Consider the following 22,597-nt stretch of genomic DNA (forward strand, 5'->3'; position numbering starts at 1 on the left):
CCCTAGAGCATGACTCATGCGGTAGAGCGGTGATCAAGTACGCCAACGGGTGACCCGGACAGTCGTTCCAGCACGACCTCGGGATCGACCGGACGGCACAGGTGGTAGCCCTGGCCGTAACCGCATCCGAGGCCGCGCAACGCCGCCAGCTGGGCCGCATTTTCGATACCTTCGGCCACCACACGCAGACCCAGGATCTGTCCGAGCTCGACGATCGTGCGTACCAGGGCCAGATCTTCGCTGGTCAACTCGGCCCGAGCGATGAACGCCCGGTCGATCTTCAGCTCGTCCACCGGCAGCTCGCGCAGGTAGGCCAGCGACGAATATCCAGTGCCGAAGTCGTCGATCGACAGCTGCACGCCCAGACCGCGCAGCACGTGCAACGCCGACATGCCCAGGTCGGGCTCGCTCATCAGCACCGACTCGGTCAGCTCGAGCGTCACCGCACTCGACGGCAGGCCGGCGATGGCCAGGGCCCGCATGACGTTGTCGGCGAACCGCGGATGGACGAGCTGGTGGCCGGACACGTTGACGTTCAGCGTGAGGTCGGGATGGTCGCGCCGCCACTTGGCCACCTGCACCGCGCTGGTCTCGAGCACCCACTGCCCGATGTCGACGATCAGCCCGAACTCCTCGGCGATCGGGATGAAGTCGACCGGCGAGACGAATCCGCGGGTCGGGCTCTGCCAGCGGATCAACGCCTCGACGCCGGCCGCCTGACCGTCGGCGAGCCGGATCAGCGGCTGGTACTGCAGCCGGAACTCCCGTTCGCGCAGCGCCCGTTGCAGGTCGCCGCGCAGGCTCAGGCGGTCGAGCGCCTCGGCGTGCATGTAGGGCTGATAGACCAGCACCCGGCCCGGACCGTCCTTCTTGGCCCGGTACATGGCCACGTCGGCGTTGTGCAACAGCTCCTCGGACTTCTGCTCGGACTCGCGCGAGATCGCGATGCCGACGCTGGCACCGATGAACACCTCGCGACCGGCCACCCGGAACGGCTCCTTGAGGGCGGTCACGATCCGCTCGCCCACCACCTCGGCGGTCTCGGCCGGCGAGTCGTGCACGAGCGCGGCGAACTCGTCGCCACCGAGGCGGGCCGTGGTGTCACTGGCCCGTACGCATCCACGCAGCCGCCGCGCCACGAGGGCGAGCAACTGGTCACCGGCGTCGTGACCGAGGCTGTCGTTGACCGCCTTGAACCGGTCCAGGTCGATGAACAGCACGCTGGTCGGATCGCTGCTGGTGACCCGGGAGGCCAGCACCCGGTTGAGGATCTTGAGGAAGAGCGCCCGGTTGGGCAGCCCGGTGATCGGGTCGTGGTGGGCCTCGCGCACCGCCTCGACCGTGCGCGCGTCGGTCAGGGCCAGACTCACCTGCTGGGCGAACGCGGCCAGCTGATCGCGCTGCTCGTTCTGCTGCCCGGCGACCCCGGGCAGGTGCGCGACCAGGCTGCCGGCCATCTCGCCGGTGACCCGCACCGGCGCCGCGATCATCCAGCCCGCCCCGTCCGGCCGCACGACCACCGCACCGCCCGCCATCGCCGCGCGGGCCAGGCTCTCGGGTGGTGACACGTCCTCGCCCTGCTTCGAGGCGACGGTCAGCCGGCGGTCGGTGCCGCCCTCGGCCAGCATCAGCGTGACCGTGGCCCCACCCAGCAGGTCGTGCGCTCCGCCGGTGACGGCGTCGAGGATCTCGGGCAGCGGACGCCGGGCCGAGATCGCCCGCTGGATGGTGAGCAGCGACTCGACCAGCCGCTGCCGGGTCTGCGCGGTCGACGCCTGACGCTCCTGCTCGGCCCGCATGTGCCGTTCCGCGGCGAGCACCCGGATGCTGCGCAGCGCGAGACCGAGCACCTGACCCATGCCCTGCAGCATCTGCCGCTCGGCCGGCTCGAAGGGCTCGGACAACCGGGCCACGATCAGGGCGTCACCCGTCTCGGAGCCGAGCGGATTGCTGACCGCGTGCAGTTCACCGACGTACGGGACCTCGAGCATCGGCTGACCGGCGGCCACCTCGTGCAACGCGGTCTCGGGGACGACCGGACCGAAGCCGTACGCCCCGAAGACCCGGCCCTCCCGCACCACCGCGCCCACTTCGGCCTCGACCATCTCGGTCGCCCGTTCCACCGCGCTGGCGATCGCCGACGTCTCATCGGCCGCGGCGTTGACCGCGGCGAAGTACTCGGTGAGGAGGTGGGACGACCAGCTCGGCATGGTCAGGCCAGAGCCAGGGTGACGAGGGTCAGCGCGTGGGTGCCCATCGCGCCGCGAACCCGGGCGATCTCGCCCAGCGTGTAGAAGCCGGCGAACGGGGCGTCGCTCAACGCCGTACGCATGGCCTGGATCTCCTGCTCGAGACCGCCCTCGACCAGCCCGGCCCAGCGACCGCCGCAGTCGAACGCGAGCACCCCGAGCGGGGGCAGACCCTCGAGCCGGGCCACCGCCTCGGTGCACGACCAGGCGGCACCGTCCAGCAGCGACTGGCGGTCGCCCTCCATCAGCCAGACCAGCGCGCCCTGCGGCACGTCGGCCGTTCCCCACACCGACCGGGCCTCGTCGTCACCCGCGTGGATCACCCGGATGTCCTCGCCGCTGCGCCGGGACAGTCCGAGCGGCTGCAGCGAATGCCCCTGGCTGAAGAACTCGGCCGCCGTACCGTCGAAGTTGTTGCGGCGCAGCAGCACGTCGAGCGCCGGTTCGTGGTCCAGCTCGTAGATGTGCGGCCCGGTGGCCTTGGAGACCATCATCGGTGGCTCGGTGCGGCGCCAGCCGTGCGCGACCCCGATGCCCATCGGCCCGTCCGAGCCGAGGGCGAGACCGATCACGGCCTCACTGAGCACCTCGTCGTTGAAGAACTGGTAGGTCTTGGCGAACTGCCGGTCGTCGGCGGCGAACCCACCCACCAGGGGCACGCTGGCCCCGATCGCCGAGTACGCCCCTCGGACGATCTCGTGCGTCTGCCGCGCCAGCCCGTCGGCCAGCAGGATCAGCACCTTGTGCTCGTCGTCCATGTCGTGCAGAGCCTCGGCCGCCGCGGCCCCGGCCGCCCGCGGGTCGGACTGGTAGACGTGGGCCGCCCGGGCCTGCACGGTGAACCCGTCGCCGCCGAGCGCCGCGACCGAGAGCCCGCCCACCGTCGTACCGGCGCTGCCCAGCTCCCCCATGGTGGTGGCGCCGACGATCTCGGCGTCCGGCCCGGCCTCCATCCGTACGCCGCGAAGCAGTTCGGGCAGGTCGTGAGTGACCGACGCGAAGACGAAGACGGCCTTGGCCTCCCGTCCGCCGATCGCCTCGGACGCGGCCTCGGCCCCCGCCTTGCGCGAATCGGGCGCACTGCTCTGGCCCACGCCGAACCACCGGTGCGGGTTGGTCTGCATGACCCTCTGATCGGCATGGTTTGTCGGTTGCTGAGTGGTTGCGTGTGGGGTGCCGTCGGGTGTCCGGGAGTGGCCTGACAGGCTTGCTCCTTGTGACTGACTCTGACCTCGCGCGGCAGGTCCGCGACGTGAGCCGGCTGACCGGCGAGTTCACCCTGCGCTCCGGGCGCATCGCCAACGAGTACTTCGACAAGTACCAGTTCGAGGCCGACCCCGAGCTGCTCGACAAGCTGGCCGAGCAGATGGCCGTCCTGATCCCCGAGGGCACCGAGGTGCTGGCCGGGCTCGAGATGGGCGGCATCGCCGTGGTGACCGCGCTGGCCCGGCACGCCAAGCTGCCCACCGCTTTCGTCCGCAAGGAAGCCAAGAAGTACGGCACGGCCCGCCTGGCCGAGGGCGCCGAGGTGGCCGGCCGGCGCGTGCTGGTGGTCGAAGACGTGGTGACCTCGGGCGGCCAGGTCGTCATCTCGACCGGCGAGCTGCGCAAGCTCGGCGCGCACGTCGACCACGCCCTCTGCGTGATCGACCGGCAGGAGGGCGGCGCCGAGGCACTGTCGGCCGAGGGCATCCAGCTGCGCGCCCTGCTCACCCGGGCCGACCTGGCCTAGCGGTTTACATATGTAAGTGGATGACATATGTTGGCTTCGTGAGGGAGCCGACGTATTTCATCCTGGCCGCGCTGCAGGACGGGCCTGGCCACGGTTACGCGATCATGAGCCGGGTGGCCGAGCTGTCCGACCAACGGATCAGCCTGGCCACCGGCACGCTCTACCAGGCCCTCGACCGCCTCACGCGCGAGGCGATGATCGAGGTCGTCCGCGAAGAGATCGTCAACGGCCGGGCCCGCCGCCACTACGCGCTGACCCCTTCGGGTCGTTCCGCTCTGCGGGCCGAGGCCGTCCGCATGTCCGAGGCGGCCCGCGTCGTACTGCGTCCCGGGCTGGGCACCGCATGAAGACCTACCGCACGCTGCTGCGTCTCTATCCGGCCGACCACCCGCGCGACGAGATGCTCGACGTCCTGCTCACGGCCGGCCGGCCGATGCGGCGCGAGCTGCCGGCGCTGGTGCTCGGCGGCCTGCGGGCGAGACTCTCAGATCAAGACCCTTCCCGCGTACGCTGGCAGGCCGCCCTACGAACCGCAGCCTTGATGCTGCTCATCGCCGGGGCCGTGGCGCCGTTGAACGACCTCTATTACGGCACCCAGCTCCGCAGCAACCTGACCATCGCGACCTGGATCGTCGCCGGCCTGGCGTCGGTGGCCGTGATGATCGGTTACCGCCTGCCCGCGCTCGGCTTGGCCGTGGCCGCCCTGCTGCTCAGCGGCACCGACCAGATCAGCATCCCGGCCACGTCCGCTTTCGCCGTGGCCGCCGTCTTCCTGCTGGTCCCCGGCCCACGCCGCCCCGTCCTGCACCCGCTGGCGATCCTACTGCCACTGGCCTGGGCCGGGGATTACCACTTGCCCGCGGGCGTGCAGCTCGCCTTGGTGGTGGCGTTGGCCCTCTGGACCGTGGTCGACGAGCGCCTTTTGCTGGCGACCGGCCTGGCCTTGAGCGCGGGCTTGATCGTCGCCACGGTCGAGGTAGCCGAAATCGACGACACCCGTGGCCTGCTGATCCTCGCCGCGTGGCGAATCGGCCTGCCGGCCGCACTGGTCGCGGTAGCCGCCCTCCTGCTCCGCCGCCGGGCCACCGTGTGAGGTCGGCTACGAGAGCGTGACCTGGGGCGGGGGCGCTCCCTACGGTGATCGGGTGCTGCTGCGTGATGCCCTGGTCCTGGTGGCCGGTGGTGTCGGGGGTGGGCTGACCGGGTCGATCGCCGGTCTGGCCTCACTGGTCAGCTATCCGGCTCTGCTCGCCCTGGGAATTCCACCGATCGCGGCCAACGTCACGAACACCGTGGCGTTGATGTCGGTCACGGCCGGCACGGCGGTCGGGGCCCGGCCGGAGCTTCGTGGGCAGGGGCGGCGGCTGGCCAAGCTGTGCGCGGTGGCCGCGGTCGGGGGCCTGGCCGGGGCCGCGCTGCTGCTGGCCACGCCGTCGTCGGCGTTCGAGCGGATTGTTCCGGTGCTGGTCGCGCTCGGATCCGTGCTGCTGTTGATGCGCGATCCGCTGCGGCGGTGGGGCGGGCACCGGTCGATGCCGGCGGTCGCCGTGGGTGTCGCGGTTCTGCTGATCGGCGTCTACGGCGGATATTTCGGGGCGGCGGCCGGCGTGCTCATGCTGGCGGTTCTGTCGGTGGCCGCGACCGAGCCGCTGCCGGTGACCAACGCGGTCAAGACCATCGCGCTCGGGGCGGCCAACCTGGCCGCCGCGGTCATCTACGCCGTGGTCGCGCCGGTGAACTGGGCCGCGGCCGCTCTCATGGCGATCGGGTGCCTGGCCGGTAGCTGGTTGGGCTCGATCCTCGTACGCCATCTGCCGGACCGCCCGCTGCGCATCGCGATCGCCGTCGCGGGGCTGGGCCTGGCCGCCTACCTGTGGTGGAGCGCCGGCCGCTGACTCGCGCGGCCGCAGCCTCCGGGCCGTCAGGCGAGCGTCGTCTCCGCGCGGACCCAGTCGAGATAGGCGGGGTTGCCGGCGACGATCGGCAACGCCAGGACGCACGGTACGTCGTACGGGTGCTCGGTGTTGGCCCGCTCGACGATCCGGTCGACCAGGTCGGCCCGGGTGTGCAGGGCGACGCGAGCCTCGGGGTCGTCCTGCACCGCGCCGTCCCAGCGGTAGATCGAACGGATCGCCGCGATCTGCTGACCGCACGCGGCCAGACGGTCGTCGACCAGCCGGCGGGTGAACGCGGCCAGCCAGTCGGGGTCGGAAGCCGTGATGACGACCTCGACGACGCCGGTCACTTGGACAGCTCGGCCGCGATCAGCTCGGCGATCTGCACCGTGTTGAGGGCGGCCCCCTTGCGCATGTTGTCGCCGGTCACGAACAGGTCGAGGGCGCGCGGGTCGTCCATCGCCCGGCGGATGCGGCCCACCCACGAGGGGTCGGTGCCGACCGCGTCGATCGGCATCGGGAACTCGCCCGCCTCGGGATCGTCGACCAGGATCACGCCGGGCGCGTTGCGCAGGGCCTGGCGGGCGCCCTCGGCGTCGACCTCGGAGCCGAAGACCGCGTGCACGGCGATCGAATGCCCGGTCACGACCGGTACCCGTACGCAGGTGGCCGAGACCTTGAGAGCCGGCAGCGCGAGGATCTTGCGGGACTCGTTGCGCAGCTTGAGTTCCTCGGACGACCAGCCGAGCGGCTCGAGCGCACCCGACCACGGCACCACGTTGAGCGCGAGCGGCGCCGAGAACGGGCCGAGCTCGTCGCCCACCGCCTGGCGCACGTTGCCCGGCCGGGAGCCCAGCAGCCGGTCGCCGGCCACCTTGCTGAGCTGGTCGTGCAGCGTGTCGACGCCGACCTGACCGGCTCCCGAGGCGGCCTGGTAGGAGGCCAGCACCAGCTCGCGCAGACCGTACTCGCGGTGCAGCGGCGCGATCGCCATCATCATCGCCATCACGGTGCAGTTGGCGTTGGAGACGATGCCGCGTGGGCGTTCGCGCAGGTCTTCCTTGTTGACCTCGGGCACCACGAGCGGGACACCCGGGTCCATGCGGAAGGCGGCCGAGTTGTCGACCACGGTGACACCGCGGGCGGCCACGACGGGCGCCCACTGCAGCGACACCTCGTCGGGCACGTCGAACATCGCGACGTCGACGCCGTCGAACGCCTCGGGAGTCAGCTCGGCCACCGTCAGCTGTTCGCCGCGGCAGCTCAGCACCTTGCCGGCCGATCGCGCCGAGGCGATCAGCCGGATCTCACCCCAGACGTTGCGCCGAGAGGTCAGCAGCTCGAGCATGACCGTCCCGACGGAGCCGGTCGCCCCGACGACGGCGAGCGTGGGCTGCGCCATGGCCGGGCTTACCGGCCGGTCCCGCCGTAAACCACCGCCTGCTCACTGCCGCCCAGCTCGAACTGGTCGTGCACGGCGCGGACGGCGGTGTCGAGGTCGCTGTCGCGGCAGACCACCGAGACCCGGATCTCGGAGGTGGAGATCATCTCGATGTTGACGCCGGCCTCGCCGATGCAGGCGAAGAAGGAGGCCGCGACGCCCGGGTGCGAGCGCATGCCCGCGCCGATCAGCGACACCTTGCCCACGTGGTCGTCGAAGAGCAGGCTCTTGAACTTGATCTGATCTTTGATCTTGTCGAGGGCGGTCATGGCGGTCGCGCCGTCCGCCTTCGGCAGGGTGAAGGAGATGTCCGTACGCCCGGTGCCCTCGGTCGACACGTTCTGCACGATCATGTCGATGTTGATCTCGGCCTGGGCCACCGTGTTGAAGATGTGCCCGGCCGCGCCCGGCTCGTCGGGCACGCCGACGATCGTGATCTTGGCTTCGCTCCGGTCGTGCGCGACCCCGGTGATGAGCGCTTGTTCCACGTCAGGGTCCTCCATCGATCCAGTGACCAGGGTGCCGGGCTTGTTCGAGTATGAAGAGCGTACGTGGATCGGCACCTTGAAGCGCCGCGCGTACTCCACGCATCGCAGCATGAGCACCTTCGCTCCGCCGGCCGCGAGTTCGAGCATTTCCTCGTACGTGATCTGCTTGATGTGCTGCGCGTCGGGGACGATCCGCGGGTCGGCCGTGAACACGCCGTCGACGTCGGTGTAGATCTCGCAGACGTCGGCGTGCAGGGCGGCGGCCAGAGCCACGGCGGTGGTGTCGGAGCCACCGCGGCCGAGGGTCGTGATGTCCTTCGTGTCCTGCGAGACGCCCTGGAAGCCGGCGACGATGGCGATCGCACCCTCGTCGAGCGCGCTGCGCAGGCGGCCGGGGGTGACGTCGATGATGCGGGCCTTGCCGTGGGTCGACGTGGTCAGCACGCCGGCCTGCGATCCGGTGTAGGACCGGGCCTCGTAACCCAGGTTGTGGATGGCCATCGCCAGCAGCGCCATCGAGATGCGCTCGCCCGAGGTGAGCAGCATGTCGAGCTCACGGCCGGGCGGCAGCGGGCTGACCTGGTTGGCCAGATCCATCAGTTCGTCGGTGGTGTCACCCATCGCGGAGACCACGACCACGACGTCGTCGCCGGCCTTGCGGGCCCCGACGATGCGCTCGGCGACGCGCTTGATGCGCTCGGCGGTCGCGACCGACGAACCACCGTATTTCTGCACCACCAATGCCACGGCGAAACCCAATCCTTCGGCTGAACGTACCGGCGGCGCCGGTCAGGACAATCGCCACCACAGTAGCCGCGACCGGGTTCCGAACCGACAGCCGATCCCAGATTCCGGCCGCCGGCCGGCCGGACACGCGCGACACGCCGAACGCGCGAACGGCCCGTCGGTCCGGGCGTTACGGCCGAAGGAGGCGAGAATGTCTCGGTGCGCCCACCTTCGATGCTTGTCGTGTCCGCCGCGTTGCTCCTGTCCGGGGTCGCGGCGTGCTCGGGCGCGTCCGAGAGCGCTCCGACTCCCAGCCCGTCGGTGTCGGCGTCAGCCCCGCCTGACACGTCGGGCGCGCGCGGTGAGCTCGTCGGGCTGGCCGCGCTGGCCCTCGACAAGGCGTACGCGGCCCTCTACACCTTCGACGACGGTGACGGCCAGGCCCGCAACGTGGTCGCCACGGTCGGCCGGGACGGCACCTGGCGGGTCGATGTCAGCGGTGGCGCGCTCGGCGGCACGGCCGACGTGAGCATCCTCTCGACGGCGGCCGGCGTCTTCCAGTGCACCCTCGGCTCGCAGACCAACCCGATCAGCCCCACCTGCGTCAAGGTCGCCAAGCCGGGCAAGAAGGTCCCGGCCGACTACTCCCCCAAGGTCGAACGGCTCTTCCGGCAGTGGCTCAGCGTCTTCACCGACAGGCAGTCCGCCCTCGCCGTCGGCGACGTACCCCCGCTGACCGGGGCCAAGGGCACCTGTTTCTCGATCGACTCGATCTCGGCCTCGCTGGCCGCCCCGGTCGACGTCGGCATCTACTGCTATGCCGACGACGGCGTGCTGACCGCCGCCCGGGTCGGGTTCGGCGAGGTCAAGCTGACCAACCAGATCGCCGGCCCGGCCACCGTGACGCTGCCCGGCCCCGAGGTCGCCGGCCCGCCGATGGGCATGGACGCCCCGCCGCCGCCCCCGGTCGTCGAGCCGTCCGGGGTAGTCCCCTCGTCCTGACCTTCCCACCATCCGGGCGTAGTGCTGGCGACGCCTCGACCGGTCACGTAGGGTCGATTTCGACATGTGGCAGGCGCTCCTTCTTCTTAGCTGCCGCGACGAGGCCCCATTCGAGGCCGGCACCTCGTCGCGGAGCTGACGCGCGCCGCCTTCTCGTCTTTCTCTCCCTTGGAGCAGTTCCACATGTCCACTTCTGCCTTCGAGACCCAGCGCTCCAGCAAGATGCCGTTCGAGCGCTACGTCCCGTACGAGAAGCAATTCGCCGTTGATCTGCCCGACCGCCAGTGGCCCGCCCGGCACGTCGAGGCCGCCCCTCGCTGGTGCGCGGTCGACCTGCGCGACGGCAACCAGGCCCTGATCGACCCGATGTCCCCCGAGCGCAAGCGGCGCATGTTCATGCTGCTGGTGCAGATGGGCTACAAGGAGATCGAGGTCGGCTTCCCGGCCGCGTCCCAGACCGACTACGACTTCGTACGGCAGCTGATCGAGCAGGACCTGATCCCCGACGACGTCACCATCCAGGTGCTGGTGCAGTGCCGGGAGCACCTGATCGACCGCACCTTCGAGTCGATCCGCGGCGCCAAGCGCGCCATCGTGCACTTCTACAACTCGACGTCCACGCTGCAGCGCCGGGTCGTGTTCGGCCTGGACAAGGACGGCATCACCGACATCGCCACCACCGGGGCGCGGCTCTGCCAGAAGTACGCCGAGATCCACACCCCGGACACCGAGATCTTCTACGAGTACTCGCCCGAGTCCTACACGGGCACCGAGCTCGAGTACGCCCTGGAGATCTGCTCGGCCGTCATCGACGTGATCGACCCGACGCCGGACCGGCCGCTGATCATCAACCTGCCCGCCACGGTCGAGATGGCCACGCCCAACGTGTACGCCGACTCGATCGAATGGATGCACCGCAACCTGCCCCGGCGCGAGTCCGTGGTGCTGAGCCTTCACCCGCACAACGACCGCGGCACCGCCGTCGCCGCGGCCGAGCTGGGCCTGCTGGCCGGCGCCGACCGCATCGAGGGCTGCCTGTTCGGCAACGGCGAGCGCACCGGCAACGTCGACCTGGTCACGCTGGGGCTGAACATCTTCTCCCAGGGCATCGACCCGATGATCGACTTCTCCGACATCGACGAGATCAAGCGCGCCGTCGAGTACTGCAACCAGCTACCCGTGCACGAGCGTCACCCGTACGTCGGTGACCTGGTCTACACCGCGTTCTCGGGCTCGCACCAGGACGCGATCAAGAAGGGCTTCGCCGCGCTGCAGGCCGACGCCGACGCGGCCGGGGTCGACATCGACAAGTTCACCTGGGGCGTGCCCTACCTGCCGATCGACCCGAAGGACCTGGGCCGCAGCTACGAGGCCGTCATCCGGGTCAACTCCCAGTCCGGCAAGGGCGGCGTGGCGTACATCATGAAGGAAGAGCACAAGCTCGACATGCCGCGGCGGCTGCAGATCGAGTTCTCCGGCGTGGTGCAGCACCACACCGACGAGGAGGGCGGCGAGGTCAGCCCGCAGGAGATGTGGGACATCTTCGCCGGCGAATACCTGGTCGACCACCAGGCCCGCAAGGCCTTCACCATCGAGGACTACACGACCACGGTCCGCGACGGCAAGGTCGAGATCGACGTCGAGATCTTCCACCGTGGACAGCGCCGGCCGCTGGTCGGTGTCGGTAACGGCCCGATCGACGCGTTCGTGCAGGCCATCGCGCCGCTGGGGATCAAGGCGCGGGTGCTCGACTACAACGAGCACGCGCTCACCTCGGGTGGAGACGCGCAGGCCGCGGCGTACGTCGAGGTCGAGGTCGGCGATCGTACGGTGTGGGGCGTCGGCATCGACGAGAACATCGTGAGCGCGTCGATCAAGGCCGTGACCAGCGCCGTCAACCGCGCGGGCTGATCTTTCACCACCGTTCGCCTCGCGGGACGATCCGCGCACGGGCGACGACTCGGGCACAAGGGGCACGCTTCTCCTACGCTGGGGAGCGTGCCCCCTCGTACCCCTGCATTGATTCTGGCCGCCGCCGTGCTCACCCTCTCGGGCCTCTCAGGCTGTGAGGGCGTCTCCCTCGAGCCCGCCCCCGCACCCACCAGCACCGGCGGCTCCACCAAGGACGCGACCACCTCGTCGTCCGAGCTCGACTCGCTCAAGGTGGTGACCCGCGCGGGCTCGATGAGCGGTTACAGCCGCGAGAAGTTCCCGCACTGGCGCAGCACCGGCTCCAACTGCGACGTCCGCGACTCGGTACTGAAGCGGGACGGCAAGAACGTCAAGACCTCCGGCTGCAACGTGGTCGCCGGCTCGTGGGTCAGCCTGTACGACGGTCAGAAGCTCACCTCACCCACCAAGGTGGACATCGACCACATGGTGCCGCTGGCCAACGCGTGGCGGTCCGGCGCCTCGAAATGGACGACGGCCCAGCGCGAGGACTTCGCCAACGATCTCGACGACCCGCAGCTGATCGCGGTGTCGGCGTCGTCCAACCGCTCGAAGGGCGACCAGGACCCGTCCACCTGGAAGCCGACCGAATCGAGCAGTTGGTGTGAATATGCGCAAGACTGGATCGCGGTGAAGGTCAAGTGGAAGCTGACGGTCACCACCAAGGAGAAGACCGCGCTCAAGGACATGCTGGAGACCTGCTGATGACCACGCCGACACCAGACTCGGAAGCGCCCGCCGCGGAGGAAGCGCCCGCCCCGGAGACGTCCGCCCCGGAGACGCCCGCCCCGGAAGCGCCCGCCGGGCCCGAGACCGCCGCCGAGCCGCTTGCTGCCGAGGCCGCACCCGACGCGGCCGCACCCGAGGCCGCGCCGGCCGCCGATCCCGCAACTGTGACGGAAGCCGCACCCGCCGCGGCACCGGCTCCCCTCACGACGGACATCGTGGCCGGCCAGGGCGGCGTCATGACCGACGAGGTGGGCGTCGTGACCGGCGACCTGACCCTGCGCACCGAGGTCACCGGCTCCGAGGTCGTGGTCCACGTCCAATACAAGGACGCCGACGAGTGGTACGTCGTCACCGGTGCCAAGGCCACCCTGCGTGACCCGGCCGATATCGAAGCGGTACACGCCGTCGTGGTGGGCATCCTGAATCGTCCGGAAGGCTGACCTATCGGGGCGGTACGGGACAGCGGAACGCCCCCGTATCGCCCTATGATCTCCAGGCTTCGTGAAATCCCCTCACGTAGCGCAAGCCTAGGAGAACCAGCCGTGAGTAAGCGCAAGACCTTCGTCGCCGGTGTGCTCGGCGTCGTCGGGGTCGCCTGGACAGCCGTCCCGGCCGAGGCCGCTACCTCCGGCACCGTCTCCAAGGTCAGCGGCAACGTCGTCGTCTACACGGCCGCGCCGGGCAAGGCCAACAACGTCAGGCTTTCCCGTACGGGCTCCACGCTCACGGTCGACGACATCTACGGCCTCAAGGCCGGTCCGGGCTGCGCCGCGGTCAAGGGCGACGTCACCCGGATCACCTGCGCCGGCGCCGTCTGGATCCGCGCCGACCTCGGCGACGGCAACGACACCCTGGTCAACAACAGCGGTCTGGGCATGACCGCGTGGGGTCGCGGCGGCAACGACAAGATCACCGGCGGTCCGGCCCGCGACGACGTCTACGGCGGCGACGGCAACGACGCGATCTGGGGCCTCGGCGGCAACGACGTGCTGCGCGGCGAGGCGGGCAACGACGCCCTGTCCGGCGGCGACGGCAACGACACCATCGCCGACGGCACCGGCAACGATCGCCTGCTCGGCGGCAACGGCGACGACGTGTTCATCAACCAGCAGGGCAACGACGTCTTCGACGGTGGCGCGGGCAACGACTCGTTCAACACCCCGACCGACTATCCGGCGGGCACCGACCGCGACTCGTTCACCGGCGGCCCGGGCACCGACGTGGTCGACTACCAGTCCCGCAAGAAGCCGGTCACGGCCGACGCGGACGGGGTGGCCGGCGACGACGGCTCGGCCGGCGAGGGCGACTCGATCAGCTCGACCGTCGAGGGCCTGGGCGGCGGCGACGCGGCCGACCGTCTGCTCGGCACCACGCGCGACGAGGGCTTCTTCGGCGGCCCGGGCAACGACGTGATCGCCGGCAGCACCGGCGACGACCTCCTCTGGGGCGAGGACGGCAACGACTATCTGAACGGCGCCGGCGGCTACGACGCCTGCGTCGACGCGGCAGCCGGCGACACCGTCCTCAACTGCGAGGAGTCCGGCTCCGCCGTCACCACCCTCACCAGTGCGCGCCCGACCGGCGCCACCCGGATGGAGCTTCTGATCAAGCTCCGCACATCGTCCTGAAAGGACAGACTGTGAGTATCCGCAAGAAGTCCGTCATCCGCGGCGGAGTGGGCGTGCTCGGCGCGGCCGCCGTAGCCGGTGCCGCCTGGATCGCCCTCCCTGCCGAGGCTGCGACCACCGGCGTCGTCTCGGTCGTGAGCGGCAACATCGTGACCTACACGGCCGCCGCCGACAAGGCGAACAACGTCGTGGTGACCCGCTCGGGCAACACGGTCACCGTCGATGACATCTTCGGCCTCAAGGCCGGCGCGGGCTGTTCCGCGGTCAGCGGCGACGTGACCAAGATCCGGTGCGCCCTCTCGGTCGCGCCCGTCTGGGTCCGCGTCGACGTCGGCAACGGCAGCGACACCGTGGTCAACAACAGCGGCCTCGGCATGACGGCCCGTCTCGGCAGCGGCAACGACAAGTTCACCGGCGGCCCGCTCAGGGACGACGTCTACGGCAACACGGGCAACGACAACATCTCGGGCCTGGGCGGCGACGACGTGCTGCGCGGCGAGAGCGACAACGACGTCGTGTCCGGCGGCGACGGCAACGACGTGCTGTCCGGCAGCACCGGCAACGACACGCTGCTCGGCGGCAACGGCGACGAGACGATGTACGGCGGTCCGGGCAACGACCGGCTCGAGGGCGGCGCGGGCGAGGACGAGCTGCAAGGCAACCAGGGCAACGACATCATGTACGGCGATGCCGACGACGACGTCTTCGTCGAGGACGCCACCGACTACCCGGCCGGCACCGACTCCGACTCGTTCATCGGCGGCGACGGGGACGACGCCGTGTTCTATTGGAACCGCACCAAGGCCATCACCGCCGACAACGACGCGGTCGTCGGCGACGACGGCGCAGCGGGCGAGCGCGACTCGATCTACCAGTCGGTCGAGAGCATCTGGGGCGGCTACGGCAACGACCGGATCACCGGCTCGGACCGGGCCGCCGAGGAGCTGCTGACCGGTGGCCCGGGCAACGACATCCTGCGGGCCGGCGCCGGGGACGACGCCGTGTGGGGTGACGGCGGCATCGACAACATCGACGCGGGCGCCGGCTACGACTTCTGCGCCGACGCGGTCGAGGCGGGCGAGACGGTGGTCGGCTGTGAGTACGGCGACGGCGCGCCGCCGGTGACCGCCTCGCAGCGCCGCAACACCCCGGACAACGGCAACGTGCGGGAGTCGCTGCCGAAGAACCCGGTCGAGGCCATGAAGGCGCTGAAGCGTCTGTCGTCGAAGACCAAGTAGCCACAACGAACAAAGGCCGTCCCCGCGTACGTGACGCGGGGGCGGCCTTTTCGTCGTACGGGAAAAGGAACTCAGGCCGGCGTGGCAGCCGGACGGCGGCCCGCGACGGTCTCATCGTCGACCACCGGGAAATGACAGGCGGTCAGGTGCGACTGCGGGTCCTCGAGCCGGACGGTCAGCGGCGGCTCTTCGGTGGCACAGATGTCCTGCGCCTTCCAGCAGCGGGTGCGGAACCGGCAACCCGACGGCGGGTTGATCGGGCTGGGCACGTCGCCGGTGAGCAACACCCGGTCGCGCTGCGCACGGTCCCGGCGGGCCGGGTCGGGCACGGGCACGGCCGACATCAGGGCGACCGTGTACGGGTGGCGCGGATTCTTGTAGAGGTCGTCGCGCTCCGCGATCTCCACGACCTTGCCCAGGTACATGACCGCGACCCGGTCCGAGATGTGCCGCACCACCGACAGGTCGTGCGCGATGAACACGTAGGTCAGGTCGAACTCGCGCTGCAGATCGTCGAGCAGGTTGACCACCTGGGCCTGGATCGACACGTCGAGCGCGGACACCGGCTCGTCGGCGACGATCAGCTTGGGCCGCAAGGCCAGGGCCCGCGCGATGCCGATGCGCTGCCGCTGACCGCCGGAGAACTCGTGCGGGTAGCGGTTGTAGTGCTCGGGGTTCAGGCCGACCAGCTCGAGCAGCTCCTGCACGGCCTTCTTGAGGCCCTGCGGGGTCGGGATGTCCTGGATCTGCAGCGGCGCCGAGATGATCGCGCCGACCGTGTGCCGCGGGTTCAGCGACGAGTACGGGTCCTGGAAGATCATCTGCACGTCGCGCCGGAGCGGCCGGAGCTGGTTGACGTTCTTGTGCGAGATGTCGTTGCCCTCGAAGACGACCTTGCCGCCGGTCGGTTCCAGGATCCGGGTGAACAGGCGGCCGGCGGTCGACTTGCCGCAGCCGGACTCGCCGACCAAGCCCAGCGTCTCGCCCGCGCGCACCTCGAGGTCGATGCCGTCGACCGCGCGTACGGCACCGACCTGACGCTTGAACAGGCCCTTGGTGATCGGGAAGTGCTTCTGGAGTCCGGAGACCTCGAGCAGGTTCTCGCTCATCGTCAATTCACTTCCGCTCAGAGGTTCGGTAGAACTTCCTGCTGGAAGATCGTGGTGCGATCGTCCGGAGGCAGGTGGCAGGCGACCTTGTGCACGTCGCCGCGCAGCATGGGCACCTCGGTGAAGGACCGGTTGCCGTTGCGCCCGGCGTAGGGGCAGCGCGGGTGGAAGGCGCAGCCGTCGGGCAGGTTGATCAGGCTGGGCGGCGTGCCCTTGACCGGGTTGAGCCGGTCGCGCACCTCACGGTCGAGGCGCGGCATCGAACCGAGCAGACCCCAGGTGTACGGGTGCTGCGGGTTCTGGAAGGTGTCGATCGCCGGCCCCTTCTCGATCACCTTGCCGCCGTACATCACCAGGACGTCGTCGGCGAGCTCGGCCACCACGCCGAGGTCGTGGGTGATCATGATGACCGCCGACCCGAACTCGTCCTGGAGGTCGCGGATCAGGTCGAGGATCTGCGCCTGCACGGTCACGTCGAGAGCCGTGGTGGGCTCGTCCGCGATCAGCAGGGACGGGTCGTTGACCAGCGCCATCGCGATCATCGCGCGCTGCCGCATACCGCCCGAGAACTGGTGGGCGTAGTCGTTGAAGCGCCGCTCGGGCTGGGGGATGCCGACCCGCGCCAGCATGTCGATCGCCTTCTCGCGGGCGACCTTCTTGTTCGTCTCCGGGTGGTGCACCCGGTACGCCTCGACGATCTGCGATCCGACCGTGAAGTAGGGGTGCATCGCGCTCAGCGGGTCCTGGAAGATCATGGCCATCTTGCCGCCACGTAGCTTGCGGACCTGCTCGTCGGTGGCCGTCACGAGTTCCTGGTCGTCGAGCCAGATCTCGCCGCTCACCTTGGCGTTGCTGCGGGTGCGGTGCAGGCCCAGCACGGCGAGCGAGGTGACGCTCTTGCCGGAACCCGACTCGCCCACGATGCCGAGCGTCTTGCCGCGCTCGACGCTGAAGGACGAGTCGGTGACCGCCTGGACGATGCCGTCGTCGGTCTCGAACCGGACGTTGAGGTCCTTGACCTCGAGGTACGGGCGAGCGATGGGGGTGGACACGTGTGACTCTCCCTCAGGCCAGCCGGACGCGAGGGTCGATCCACCCGTAGACCAGGTCGACGATCAGATTCGCGAAGACGATGAAGAACGCGGCGATCAAGGTGACGCCGAGGATGATCGGCAGGTCGTTCTGCCGGATCGCGGTCAGGGCCTGGTAGCCGAGACCACGGAGGTTGAAGACGGTCTCGGTGAGGACGGCGCCGCCGAGCAGCGCGCCAAGGTCGAGACCGAAGATCGTGACGATCGGGGTGAGACCCGAGCGCAGCGCGTGCTTGCCGATGACGACCCGCTCGGTGAGGCCCTTGGCCCGGGCGGTCCGTACGTAGTCCTCGCCCAGCGTCTCGAGCATGTTGGCCCGGGTGAGGCGGGCGTAGGTCGCCGCGAACAGGAAAGCGAGCGTGATCCAGGGCAGCAGCAGGCCGGTGAACCACTCCGCCGGATTTTCGGTGAAGGGTACGTATTGGCCCTGTGGCAGCCATTCCAGCCAGTAGATGAAGATGGCGGAGGCGAGCAGGCCGGTGAAGTAGACCGGCAGCGAGACACCCGCCAGCGCGGTGGTCATCGCCGCCCGGTCGATGAACGTGCCTCTTCGCAACGCGGAGATCACGCCGAACGAAATGCCGATGATCAGCCACAGGACGGCCGCGCCGAGCGCCAGTGACAGAGTGACCGGCAGGTCCTCCATCAGCAGCGGCGTGACCTCCTGGTCGGTCGAGAACGAGTAACCGAGACACGGCGCCGGGCAGTGGGTGACGTCGGGGCCGTTGGCGTAGTCGCGGCCGGCCACGATGCCCTTCAGGAACTTGCCGTACTGCACGATGATCGGGTCGTTGAAGCCCATCTTCGTCCGGATGCCCTCGATCGCCGCCGGGTCGGACTGCTTGCCGATATAGAGCAGCGCCGGATCACTACCGGTGGCCTTGGGGATCGCGAAGAAGATCGCGAAAGTCACCGCGGTCACCACAAGCAGCGTGATGATCGCGTTGAACAAGCGACGAACGATGTATGCCAGCACGACTTTCGGCCGAGTGACGGGCGGGCATCTCTCGATACCCGCCCGCCGGGGGCGGCCTTCACCAACCCTTCGATTTACCCGTTGTTACCAGGGTGGAACGACGTCACTTGCCGTCGCTGGTGCCGAGGGCCTGGAAGTCGACCATGCCGAAGGCGTCGTGGATGTAGACGTTCGTCAGCCGCGGGTTGCGGTAGTTGAGCGCCTTGTCGACCACGAACGGCAGGAGGTACGCGCCTTCCATGGTCTTCTGGTTGATCTGCGCGTAGATCGCGGCGGCCTTGGCCGGGTCGGTCTCGCCGGCCGCGTCGTCGAACAGCTTGTCGATCGCCGGGTCCTTGACTTCGGCCCGGTTGAAGTTGCCGTTCTTGGTGATGTAACGGCTGTCGACGATCGGCTGCATGTAGCCGGCACCAGTCGGGAAGTCGGCGCCCCAACCGGTGATGATGATGCCGTAACCGCGCTGCTTCACGATCTCGGGCGAGCCACCGATGGCCGAGTCCTGCGCACCGTCGTACTGGTCGATCTTGGCGATGATGCCCACGGCCTTGAGCGAAGCCTGCAGGGCCTCCGCCGTCTTGACCTCGGCGTCACGGTTGTTGCGAGCCGCGATCGTCACGTTGAAGCCGGTCGGCTTGCCACACGCGGCCAGGGCCTCCTTGGCCTTGTCGACCTGCGGCTTGCCCTGCTTGCGGTTGTACGGGTCGTAGTTCGCGTCCGAGCCCGCGATGTTCGGCGGGAGGATGCTGGTGCCGATGTCGCCACCCGCGAACTCGCCACCACGGGCCGCCTGCAGTGCAGTCGGGTCGGCGGCGTAGATGACGGCCTTACGGCAGTCGATGTTGTCCATCGGCGCGACCGGGGTCATGTCGGCGAACCGGAGGAAGCCCGTGGTCGGGGCGTCCGAGTTGGCCTTCAGGTTCGGGTCGGTCAGCAGCTTGGTGCGGGCCGCGGCCTGCACACCGGTCTGGCCGACGTCGAGGTCCGCCGTGCCGGCGAGCAGACGGTTGTCCAGGTCGTCGGCGTTGGTGGTGATGGTCAGGTTGATCGCGTCCGGCAGAGCCTTACGGATCGGGTCGGTGGCCGGGTCCCAGTTCGGGTTACGCACCCACGACACGCTCTTGCCGGGCTGGATGTCCTTGAACATGTACGGGCCCGAGGCCGCCGGCTTCGAGCCGTACTTGGCACCGGTGTCCCGCTTCTGCGGCACCGGGCCGGAGCCCGGCATGGCCAGCAGGTAGAGGAAGTCGGAGTACGGCTTGGCCAGCTTGAACACGATGGTCGAGTCGTCGGGCGTGGTGACCGACTTCAGGCCCAGCTTGTCCGGGGCGGTGTCCTTGTAGGGGCCGGTGTACTTCTGGCCCTGGTCGAGGACGTTCGGCAGGTAGTACGGGCCACCCGAGATCGTGTCGGTCGCCCACACGCGCTCGATGCCGTACTTGATGTCCTTCGACGTGATCGCGCTGCCGTCGTCGAACTTGATGCCCTGGCGCAGCTTGAAGGTGTAGGTCAGCTTGTCCGCGCTGATCTCCGGCTCGGCCTCGGCCAGGTCGGGCTGAAGCTTCAGGCCGTCCTTGCCCGGCGTGGCGGCGTAGTCCACCAGCTTGCGGGTGTAGAGACGGTTGAGGTTCCAGACGAACGCGTAGTAGCCGCGCGCCGGGTCCCAGCTGTCCGCGTCCTGCGACGACCAGAGGTTGAGCGTGCCGCCCTTGGTCGTGCTCGCGTTGACAACGCTCGTGATGGCCGCGCCGAACTCCGACTTGCCATTCGAACTGCTGCTGTTCTTGTTGTCGTCCGAGCCGCCACCGCACGCGGCGGTGGTGAGCCCGAGTGTAAGTGCGACGCCTGACGCCGCCAGCACCCTCATCTTGCGTGCCACCAGTTCTCCTACCTCCTCGAACAGCGAACCCGGCCGGTCCGCGGAAAAAATTGCGGTGGTGATGCCCGATCCCGCGGCTCAGCGAGCCTTGGGGTCGAGTGCGTCGCGCAGGCCGTCGCCGAACAGGTTGAAGGCCAGCACGGTAATGAAGATCACTCCACCCGGAATGATCATGTACATGGGGTCGATCTGGTAGAAGGTGACCGCGTCCGACAACATGCCGCCCCAGGACGGGTTCGGCGGCGGGATACCGACGCCGAGGAAGCTCAGTGCCGCCTCGGTCAGGATGTTGGTCGGGATGATCAGCGTCGTGTAGACGAGGATCGGGGCGGCCAGGTTCGGCAGCAGTTCGCGGAACAGGATGCGGCCGGAACGGGCGCCCAGGCTGCGCGAGGCTTCGACGAACTCGCGTTCGCGCAGCGACAGCGTCTGCCCGCGGACGATCCGGCCGATGTAGGGCCAGCCGAAGAAGCCGATGACGCCGACCAGGACGAAGACCCGGGACCAGCGGTCACCGAGCCCGAAGAACGTGTCGGGCAGGACCGACAGCAGCGCGATCGCGAAGAGCAGCTGCGGGAAGGCCAGCAGGAAGTCCATGATCCGGCTGATCACCGAGTCGACCCAGCCACCGAGGAAGCCGGCCATCAGGCCGAAGACCGTGCCGAGGATCGTCGAGACGAAAGCCGAGAGGAACGCGACCGACAGCGTGGTCTGCGCGCCGTAGATGATCCGGCTGAAGATGTCGCGGCCGGACTGCGGCTCGACGCCCAGCAGGAACTCCCGGCTGATGCCGCCGAGCTTGCCGAGCGGCGTGCTCAGGGTGGGATCGAGCTGATCGATGTGCGGCTCGTCGAACGGATGGCCGAACCATTTGATCAGCAGCGGGGCGAGAACCGCCACGAGGATCAGGAAGATCACGACGCAAGCGCCGGCGATCGCGACCTTGTCCTTCTTGAGACGGCGCCAGGCGATCTGCTTCAGCGATCGTCCGGCAATAGCCTTCTCACCGGGACGTTCGGCCGCGTCGGCGGTCGGAGCCGTCGACTCATCCGTGATCGACGCCTCTGGGCCTAGCGACATCTAAGCGCCGGTCCTCTCCCGGCGGCCGGACGAGCATGAGGTCCACGGCCACCGGCGCGCAGAAGAGACGAACCCCCCGCACTGACCGGATGACGATGGCCCACGCAGCGAACGGCAACCGATCGGTTATCGCATGCCTCGAGTGCCCGACCCTCGTCGCACCGGTCAGATCAGACCGCTGCCACGAAGGCACTCGACGGCGGGTGTGCCGCCATCGGAGGAACACTCACCTACTGCGGTGCTTCAGGTCAAGTTCACCGACCGCACACGCACGGTTCCGTGTCCCCGTCGTGATGTGACCGTGACCTGCCGCTCCGACCAAACGGAAACTACCGTGTAGATGTCTTTTGAGGAGCGATTCCCGACCAAAACGCTATCTCTTCGTGATCATACGATCACGTTATGTACCTCTAAACGGCGCGACGACCCTCGAAGGCGCGACCGAGGGTAATTTCGTCCGCATACTCAAGGTCACCACCAACCGGCAGACCACTTGCCAATCTTGTGACAGCAATCCCCATCGGTTTGACCATCAGTGCAAGATAGGTCGCGGTGGCTTCACCCTCCGTGTTCGGGTCGGTGGCCAGGATCAATTCCTTGACCTCTCCCGTGCCGAGCCGCAGGAGCAGTTCGCGAATGCGCAGATTGTCCGGCCCGATTCCCTCGAGCGGATTGATCGCCCCACCGAGCACGTGATAGCGGCCCCGGAATTCCCCGGTCCGCTCGATCGCCACCACATCCTTGGGCTCCTCCACCACACACAACACCTCGTTGGTGCGGCGCGGATCGCGGCAGACCCGGCACTGCTCCGACTCGGCCACGTTGAAGCAGGTGGTGCAGAACCGCACCAGCTCCTTGACCTTGCGCAGCGCAGTGGACAGCCGGTTGACGTCGGCCGGGTCGGCCGACAGAACGTGGAACGCGATCCGCTGGGCGCTCTTCGGGCCCACGCCCGGCAGCCGCCCCAGCTCGTCGATCAGATCCTGGATGGCGCCCTCGTACACGCGATCAGAACCCCGGCAGGGAGAGGCCGCCCGTGGCCGGCCCCATCTTTTCCTCGGTGAGCTCCCGCTGCGCCTCGGCCGCGTTGTGGATCGCCGCCAGCACCAGATCCTCGAGAGTCTCGACATCATCGGCGTCGACCGCCTTGGGGTCGATCTTCACCGACTTGTACTCACCGAGCCCCGTCACGGTCACGGTGACAAGCCCGCCGCCGGCCGTGCCGGTCAGCTCGGCCTCGGCCAGCTCAGCCTGCGCCTGCGCAACCTGCTGCTGCATCTTCTGCGCCTGCTTCATGATCTGCTGCATGTTCGGCTGTCCACCGGGCCGCATGGCACCGCTCCTCAAACTCTGCTCGGAAGTCACTGATCTGCGCTGAAGCCCGTCG

At 69.0% G+C, this 22,597-nt stretch carries 22 protein-coding genes; 10 read left to right on the forward strand and 12 right to left on the reverse strand.

Annotated features, from left to right (window positions below; all coding sequences use genetic code 11):
- Positions 1–14: 14 nt before the first annotated feature.
- Together KOI35_RS07360 and KOI35_RS07365 are read right to left on the reverse strand one after the other, a co-directional pair.
- Positions 15–2,210 carry a putative bifunctional diguanylate cyclase/phosphodiesterase gene (locus tag KOI35_RS07360; protein ID WP_215785264.1) on the reverse strand — a complete coding sequence of 732 codons (2,196 nt, stop codon included), beginning with the start codon at positions 2,208–2,210 and terminating at the stop codon, positions 15–17.
- A 2-nt stretch (positions 2,211–2,212) separates the two neighbouring features.
- Entirely contained in the window at positions 2,213–3,373 is a 1,161-nt protein-coding gene (locus KOI35_RS07365) for an FIST signal transduction protein (protein WP_215785265.1), read from the reverse strand.
- A gap of 92 nt (positions 3,374–3,465) precedes the next feature.
- Between KOI35_RS07365 and pyrE the strand changes: the two genes are divergently transcribed.
- The 4 genes from pyrE to KOI35_RS07385 are packed head-to-tail and all read left to right on the forward strand — an operon-like array spanning position 3,466 to position 5,876.
- Positions 3,466–3,981 (forward strand): orotate phosphoribosyltransferase, encoded by a 516-nt coding sequence (pyrE, locus tag KOI35_RS07370; RefSeq protein WP_215785266.1) that lies wholly within the window; start codon positions 3,466–3,468, stop codon positions 3,979–3,981.
- Between the two features lie 38 nt (positions 3,982–4,019).
- Positions 4,020–4,328, forward strand: coding sequence for a PadR family transcriptional regulator (locus KOI35_RS07375; RefSeq protein WP_215785267.1), 309 nt, complete (start codon positions 4,020–4,022; stop codon positions 4,326–4,328).
- A complete protein-coding gene (locus KOI35_RS07380; protein WP_215785268.1) occupies positions 4,325–5,074 on the forward strand; it encodes a hypothetical protein in 750 nt (249 codons plus the stop codon). The genes KOI35_RS07375 and KOI35_RS07380 overlap by 4 nt, the downstream gene beginning before the upstream one ends.
- 52 nt (positions 5,075–5,126) lie before the next feature.
- Positions 5,127–5,876 (forward strand): sulfite exporter TauE/SafE family protein, encoded by a 750-nt coding sequence (locus tag KOI35_RS07385; RefSeq protein ID WP_215785269.1) that lies wholly within the window; start codon positions 5,127–5,129, stop codon positions 5,874–5,876.
- Between the two features lie 26 nt (positions 5,877–5,902).
- Here KOI35_RS07385 and cutA read toward each other — a convergent pair whose 3' ends face one another.
- From cutA to KOI35_RS07400, 3 genes are read right to left on the reverse strand one after another with little or no spacing between them, the layout of a single operon-like run.
- Positions 5,903–6,226 carry a divalent-cation tolerance protein CutA gene (gene cutA / locus KOI35_RS07390; RefSeq protein ID WP_215785270.1) on the reverse strand — a complete coding sequence of 108 codons (324 nt, stop codon included), beginning with the start codon at positions 6,224–6,226 and terminating at the stop codon, positions 5,903–5,905.
- The gene (locus tag KOI35_RS07395; protein ID WP_215785271.1) at positions 6,223–7,278 is read right to left on the reverse strand and encodes an aspartate-semialdehyde dehydrogenase; all 1,056 of its coding nucleotides are present in this window, start codon (positions 7,276–7,278) and stop codon (positions 6,223–6,225) included. The genes cutA and KOI35_RS07395 overlap by 4 nt, the downstream gene beginning before the upstream one ends.
- Positions 7,279–7,286: 8 nt before the next feature.
- Positions 7,287–8,552: an aspartate kinase gene (locus tag KOI35_RS07400; RefSeq protein WP_215785272.1), complete on the reverse strand. Its 1,266-nt coding sequence runs from the start codon at positions 8,550–8,552 to the stop codon at positions 7,287–7,289.
- Positions 8,553–8,765: 213 nt separating this feature from the next.
- Between KOI35_RS07400 and KOI35_RS07405 the strand changes: the two genes are divergently transcribed.
- The 6 genes from KOI35_RS07405 to KOI35_RS07430 all read left to right on the forward strand — a co-directional run bounded on the left by KOI35_RS07405 (position 8,766) and on the right by KOI35_RS07430 (position 15,078).
- Positions 8,766–9,533 carry a hypothetical protein gene (locus KOI35_RS07405; RefSeq protein ID WP_215785542.1) on the forward strand — a complete coding sequence of 256 codons (768 nt, stop codon included), beginning with the start codon at positions 8,766–8,768 and terminating at the stop codon, positions 9,531–9,533.
- A gap of 183 nt (positions 9,534–9,716) precedes the next feature.
- Complete coding sequence (gene leuA / locus KOI35_RS07410; protein ID WP_215785273.1) at positions 9,717–11,444, forward strand: 2-isopropylmalate synthase; 1,728 nt, start codon at positions 9,717–9,719, stop codon at positions 11,442–11,444.
- Positions 11,445–11,522: 78 nt separating this feature from the next.
- Complete coding sequence (locus KOI35_RS07415; RefSeq protein WP_246612793.1) at positions 11,523–12,188, forward strand: HNH endonuclease family protein; 666 nt, start codon at positions 11,523–11,525, stop codon at positions 12,186–12,188.
- Positions 12,188–12,652, forward strand: coding sequence for a hypothetical protein (locus tag KOI35_RS47105; protein ID WP_246612637.1), 465 nt, complete (start codon positions 12,188–12,190; stop codon positions 12,650–12,652). Before KOI35_RS07415 ends, KOI35_RS47105 begins: the two co-directional genes overlap by 1 nt.
- Positions 12,653–12,754: 102 nt before the next feature.
- Positions 12,755–13,840 (forward strand): calcium-binding protein, encoded by a 1,086-nt coding sequence (locus KOI35_RS07425; RefSeq protein ID WP_215785275.1) that lies wholly within the window; start codon positions 12,755–12,757, stop codon positions 13,838–13,840.
- Positions 13,841–13,851: 11 nt separating this feature from the next.
- A complete protein-coding gene (locus KOI35_RS07430) occupies positions 13,852–15,078 on the forward strand; it encodes a calcium-binding protein (protein ID WP_215785276.1) in 1,227 nt (408 codons plus the stop codon).
- Between the two features lie 71 nt (positions 15,079–15,149).
- On the opposite strand, the gene KOI35_RS07435 is transcribed toward KOI35_RS07430, so the two are convergent.
- The 7 genes from KOI35_RS07435 to KOI35_RS07465 all read right to left on the reverse strand — a co-directional run bounded on the left by KOI35_RS07435 (position 15,150) and on the right by KOI35_RS07465 (position 22,542).
- Positions 15,150–16,187 (reverse strand): ABC transporter ATP-binding protein, encoded by a 1,038-nt coding sequence (locus tag KOI35_RS07435; RefSeq protein WP_215785277.1) that lies wholly within the window; start codon positions 16,185–16,187, stop codon positions 15,150–15,152.
- Positions 16,188–16,204: 17 nt separating this feature from the next.
- Complete coding sequence (locus KOI35_RS07440) at positions 16,205–17,239, reverse strand: ABC transporter ATP-binding protein (RefSeq protein WP_308120835.1); 1,035 nt, start codon at positions 17,237–17,239, stop codon at positions 16,205–16,207.
- Between the two features lie 13 nt (positions 17,240–17,252).
- Positions 17,253–18,254, reverse strand: a complete 1,002-nt coding sequence (locus tag KOI35_RS07445) for an ABC transporter permease (protein WP_215785278.1) — start codon at positions 18,252–18,254, stop codon at positions 17,253–17,255.
- A gap of 103 nt (positions 18,255–18,357) precedes the next feature.
- Positions 18,358–20,130, reverse strand: a complete 1,773-nt coding sequence (locus KOI35_RS07450; RefSeq protein WP_308120836.1) for an ABC transporter substrate-binding protein — start codon at positions 20,128–20,130, stop codon at positions 18,358–18,360.
- Between the two features lie 78 nt (positions 20,131–20,208).
- Positions 20,209–21,210 (reverse strand): ABC transporter permease, encoded by a 1,002-nt coding sequence (locus tag KOI35_RS07455; protein WP_215785279.1) that lies wholly within the window; start codon positions 21,208–21,210, stop codon positions 20,209–20,211.
- A gap of 410 nt (positions 21,211–21,620) precedes the next feature.
- Complete coding sequence (recR, locus tag KOI35_RS07460; RefSeq protein WP_215785280.1) at positions 21,621–22,214, reverse strand: recombination mediator RecR; 594 nt, start codon at positions 22,212–22,214, stop codon at positions 21,621–21,623.
- 4 nt (positions 22,215–22,218) lie between these two features.
- Positions 22,219–22,542 carry a YbaB/EbfC family nucleoid-associated protein gene (locus tag KOI35_RS07465; RefSeq protein ID WP_215785281.1) on the reverse strand — a complete coding sequence of 108 codons (324 nt, stop codon included), beginning with the start codon at positions 22,540–22,542 and terminating at the stop codon, positions 22,219–22,221.
- Positions 22,543–22,597: the final 55 nt, after the last annotated feature.

The sequence above is a fragment of the Paractinoplanes bogorensis genome, assembly GCF_018829635.1.
GTDB lineage: Bacteria > Actinomycetota > Actinomycetes > Mycobacteriales > Micromonosporaceae > Actinoplanes > Actinoplanes bogorensis.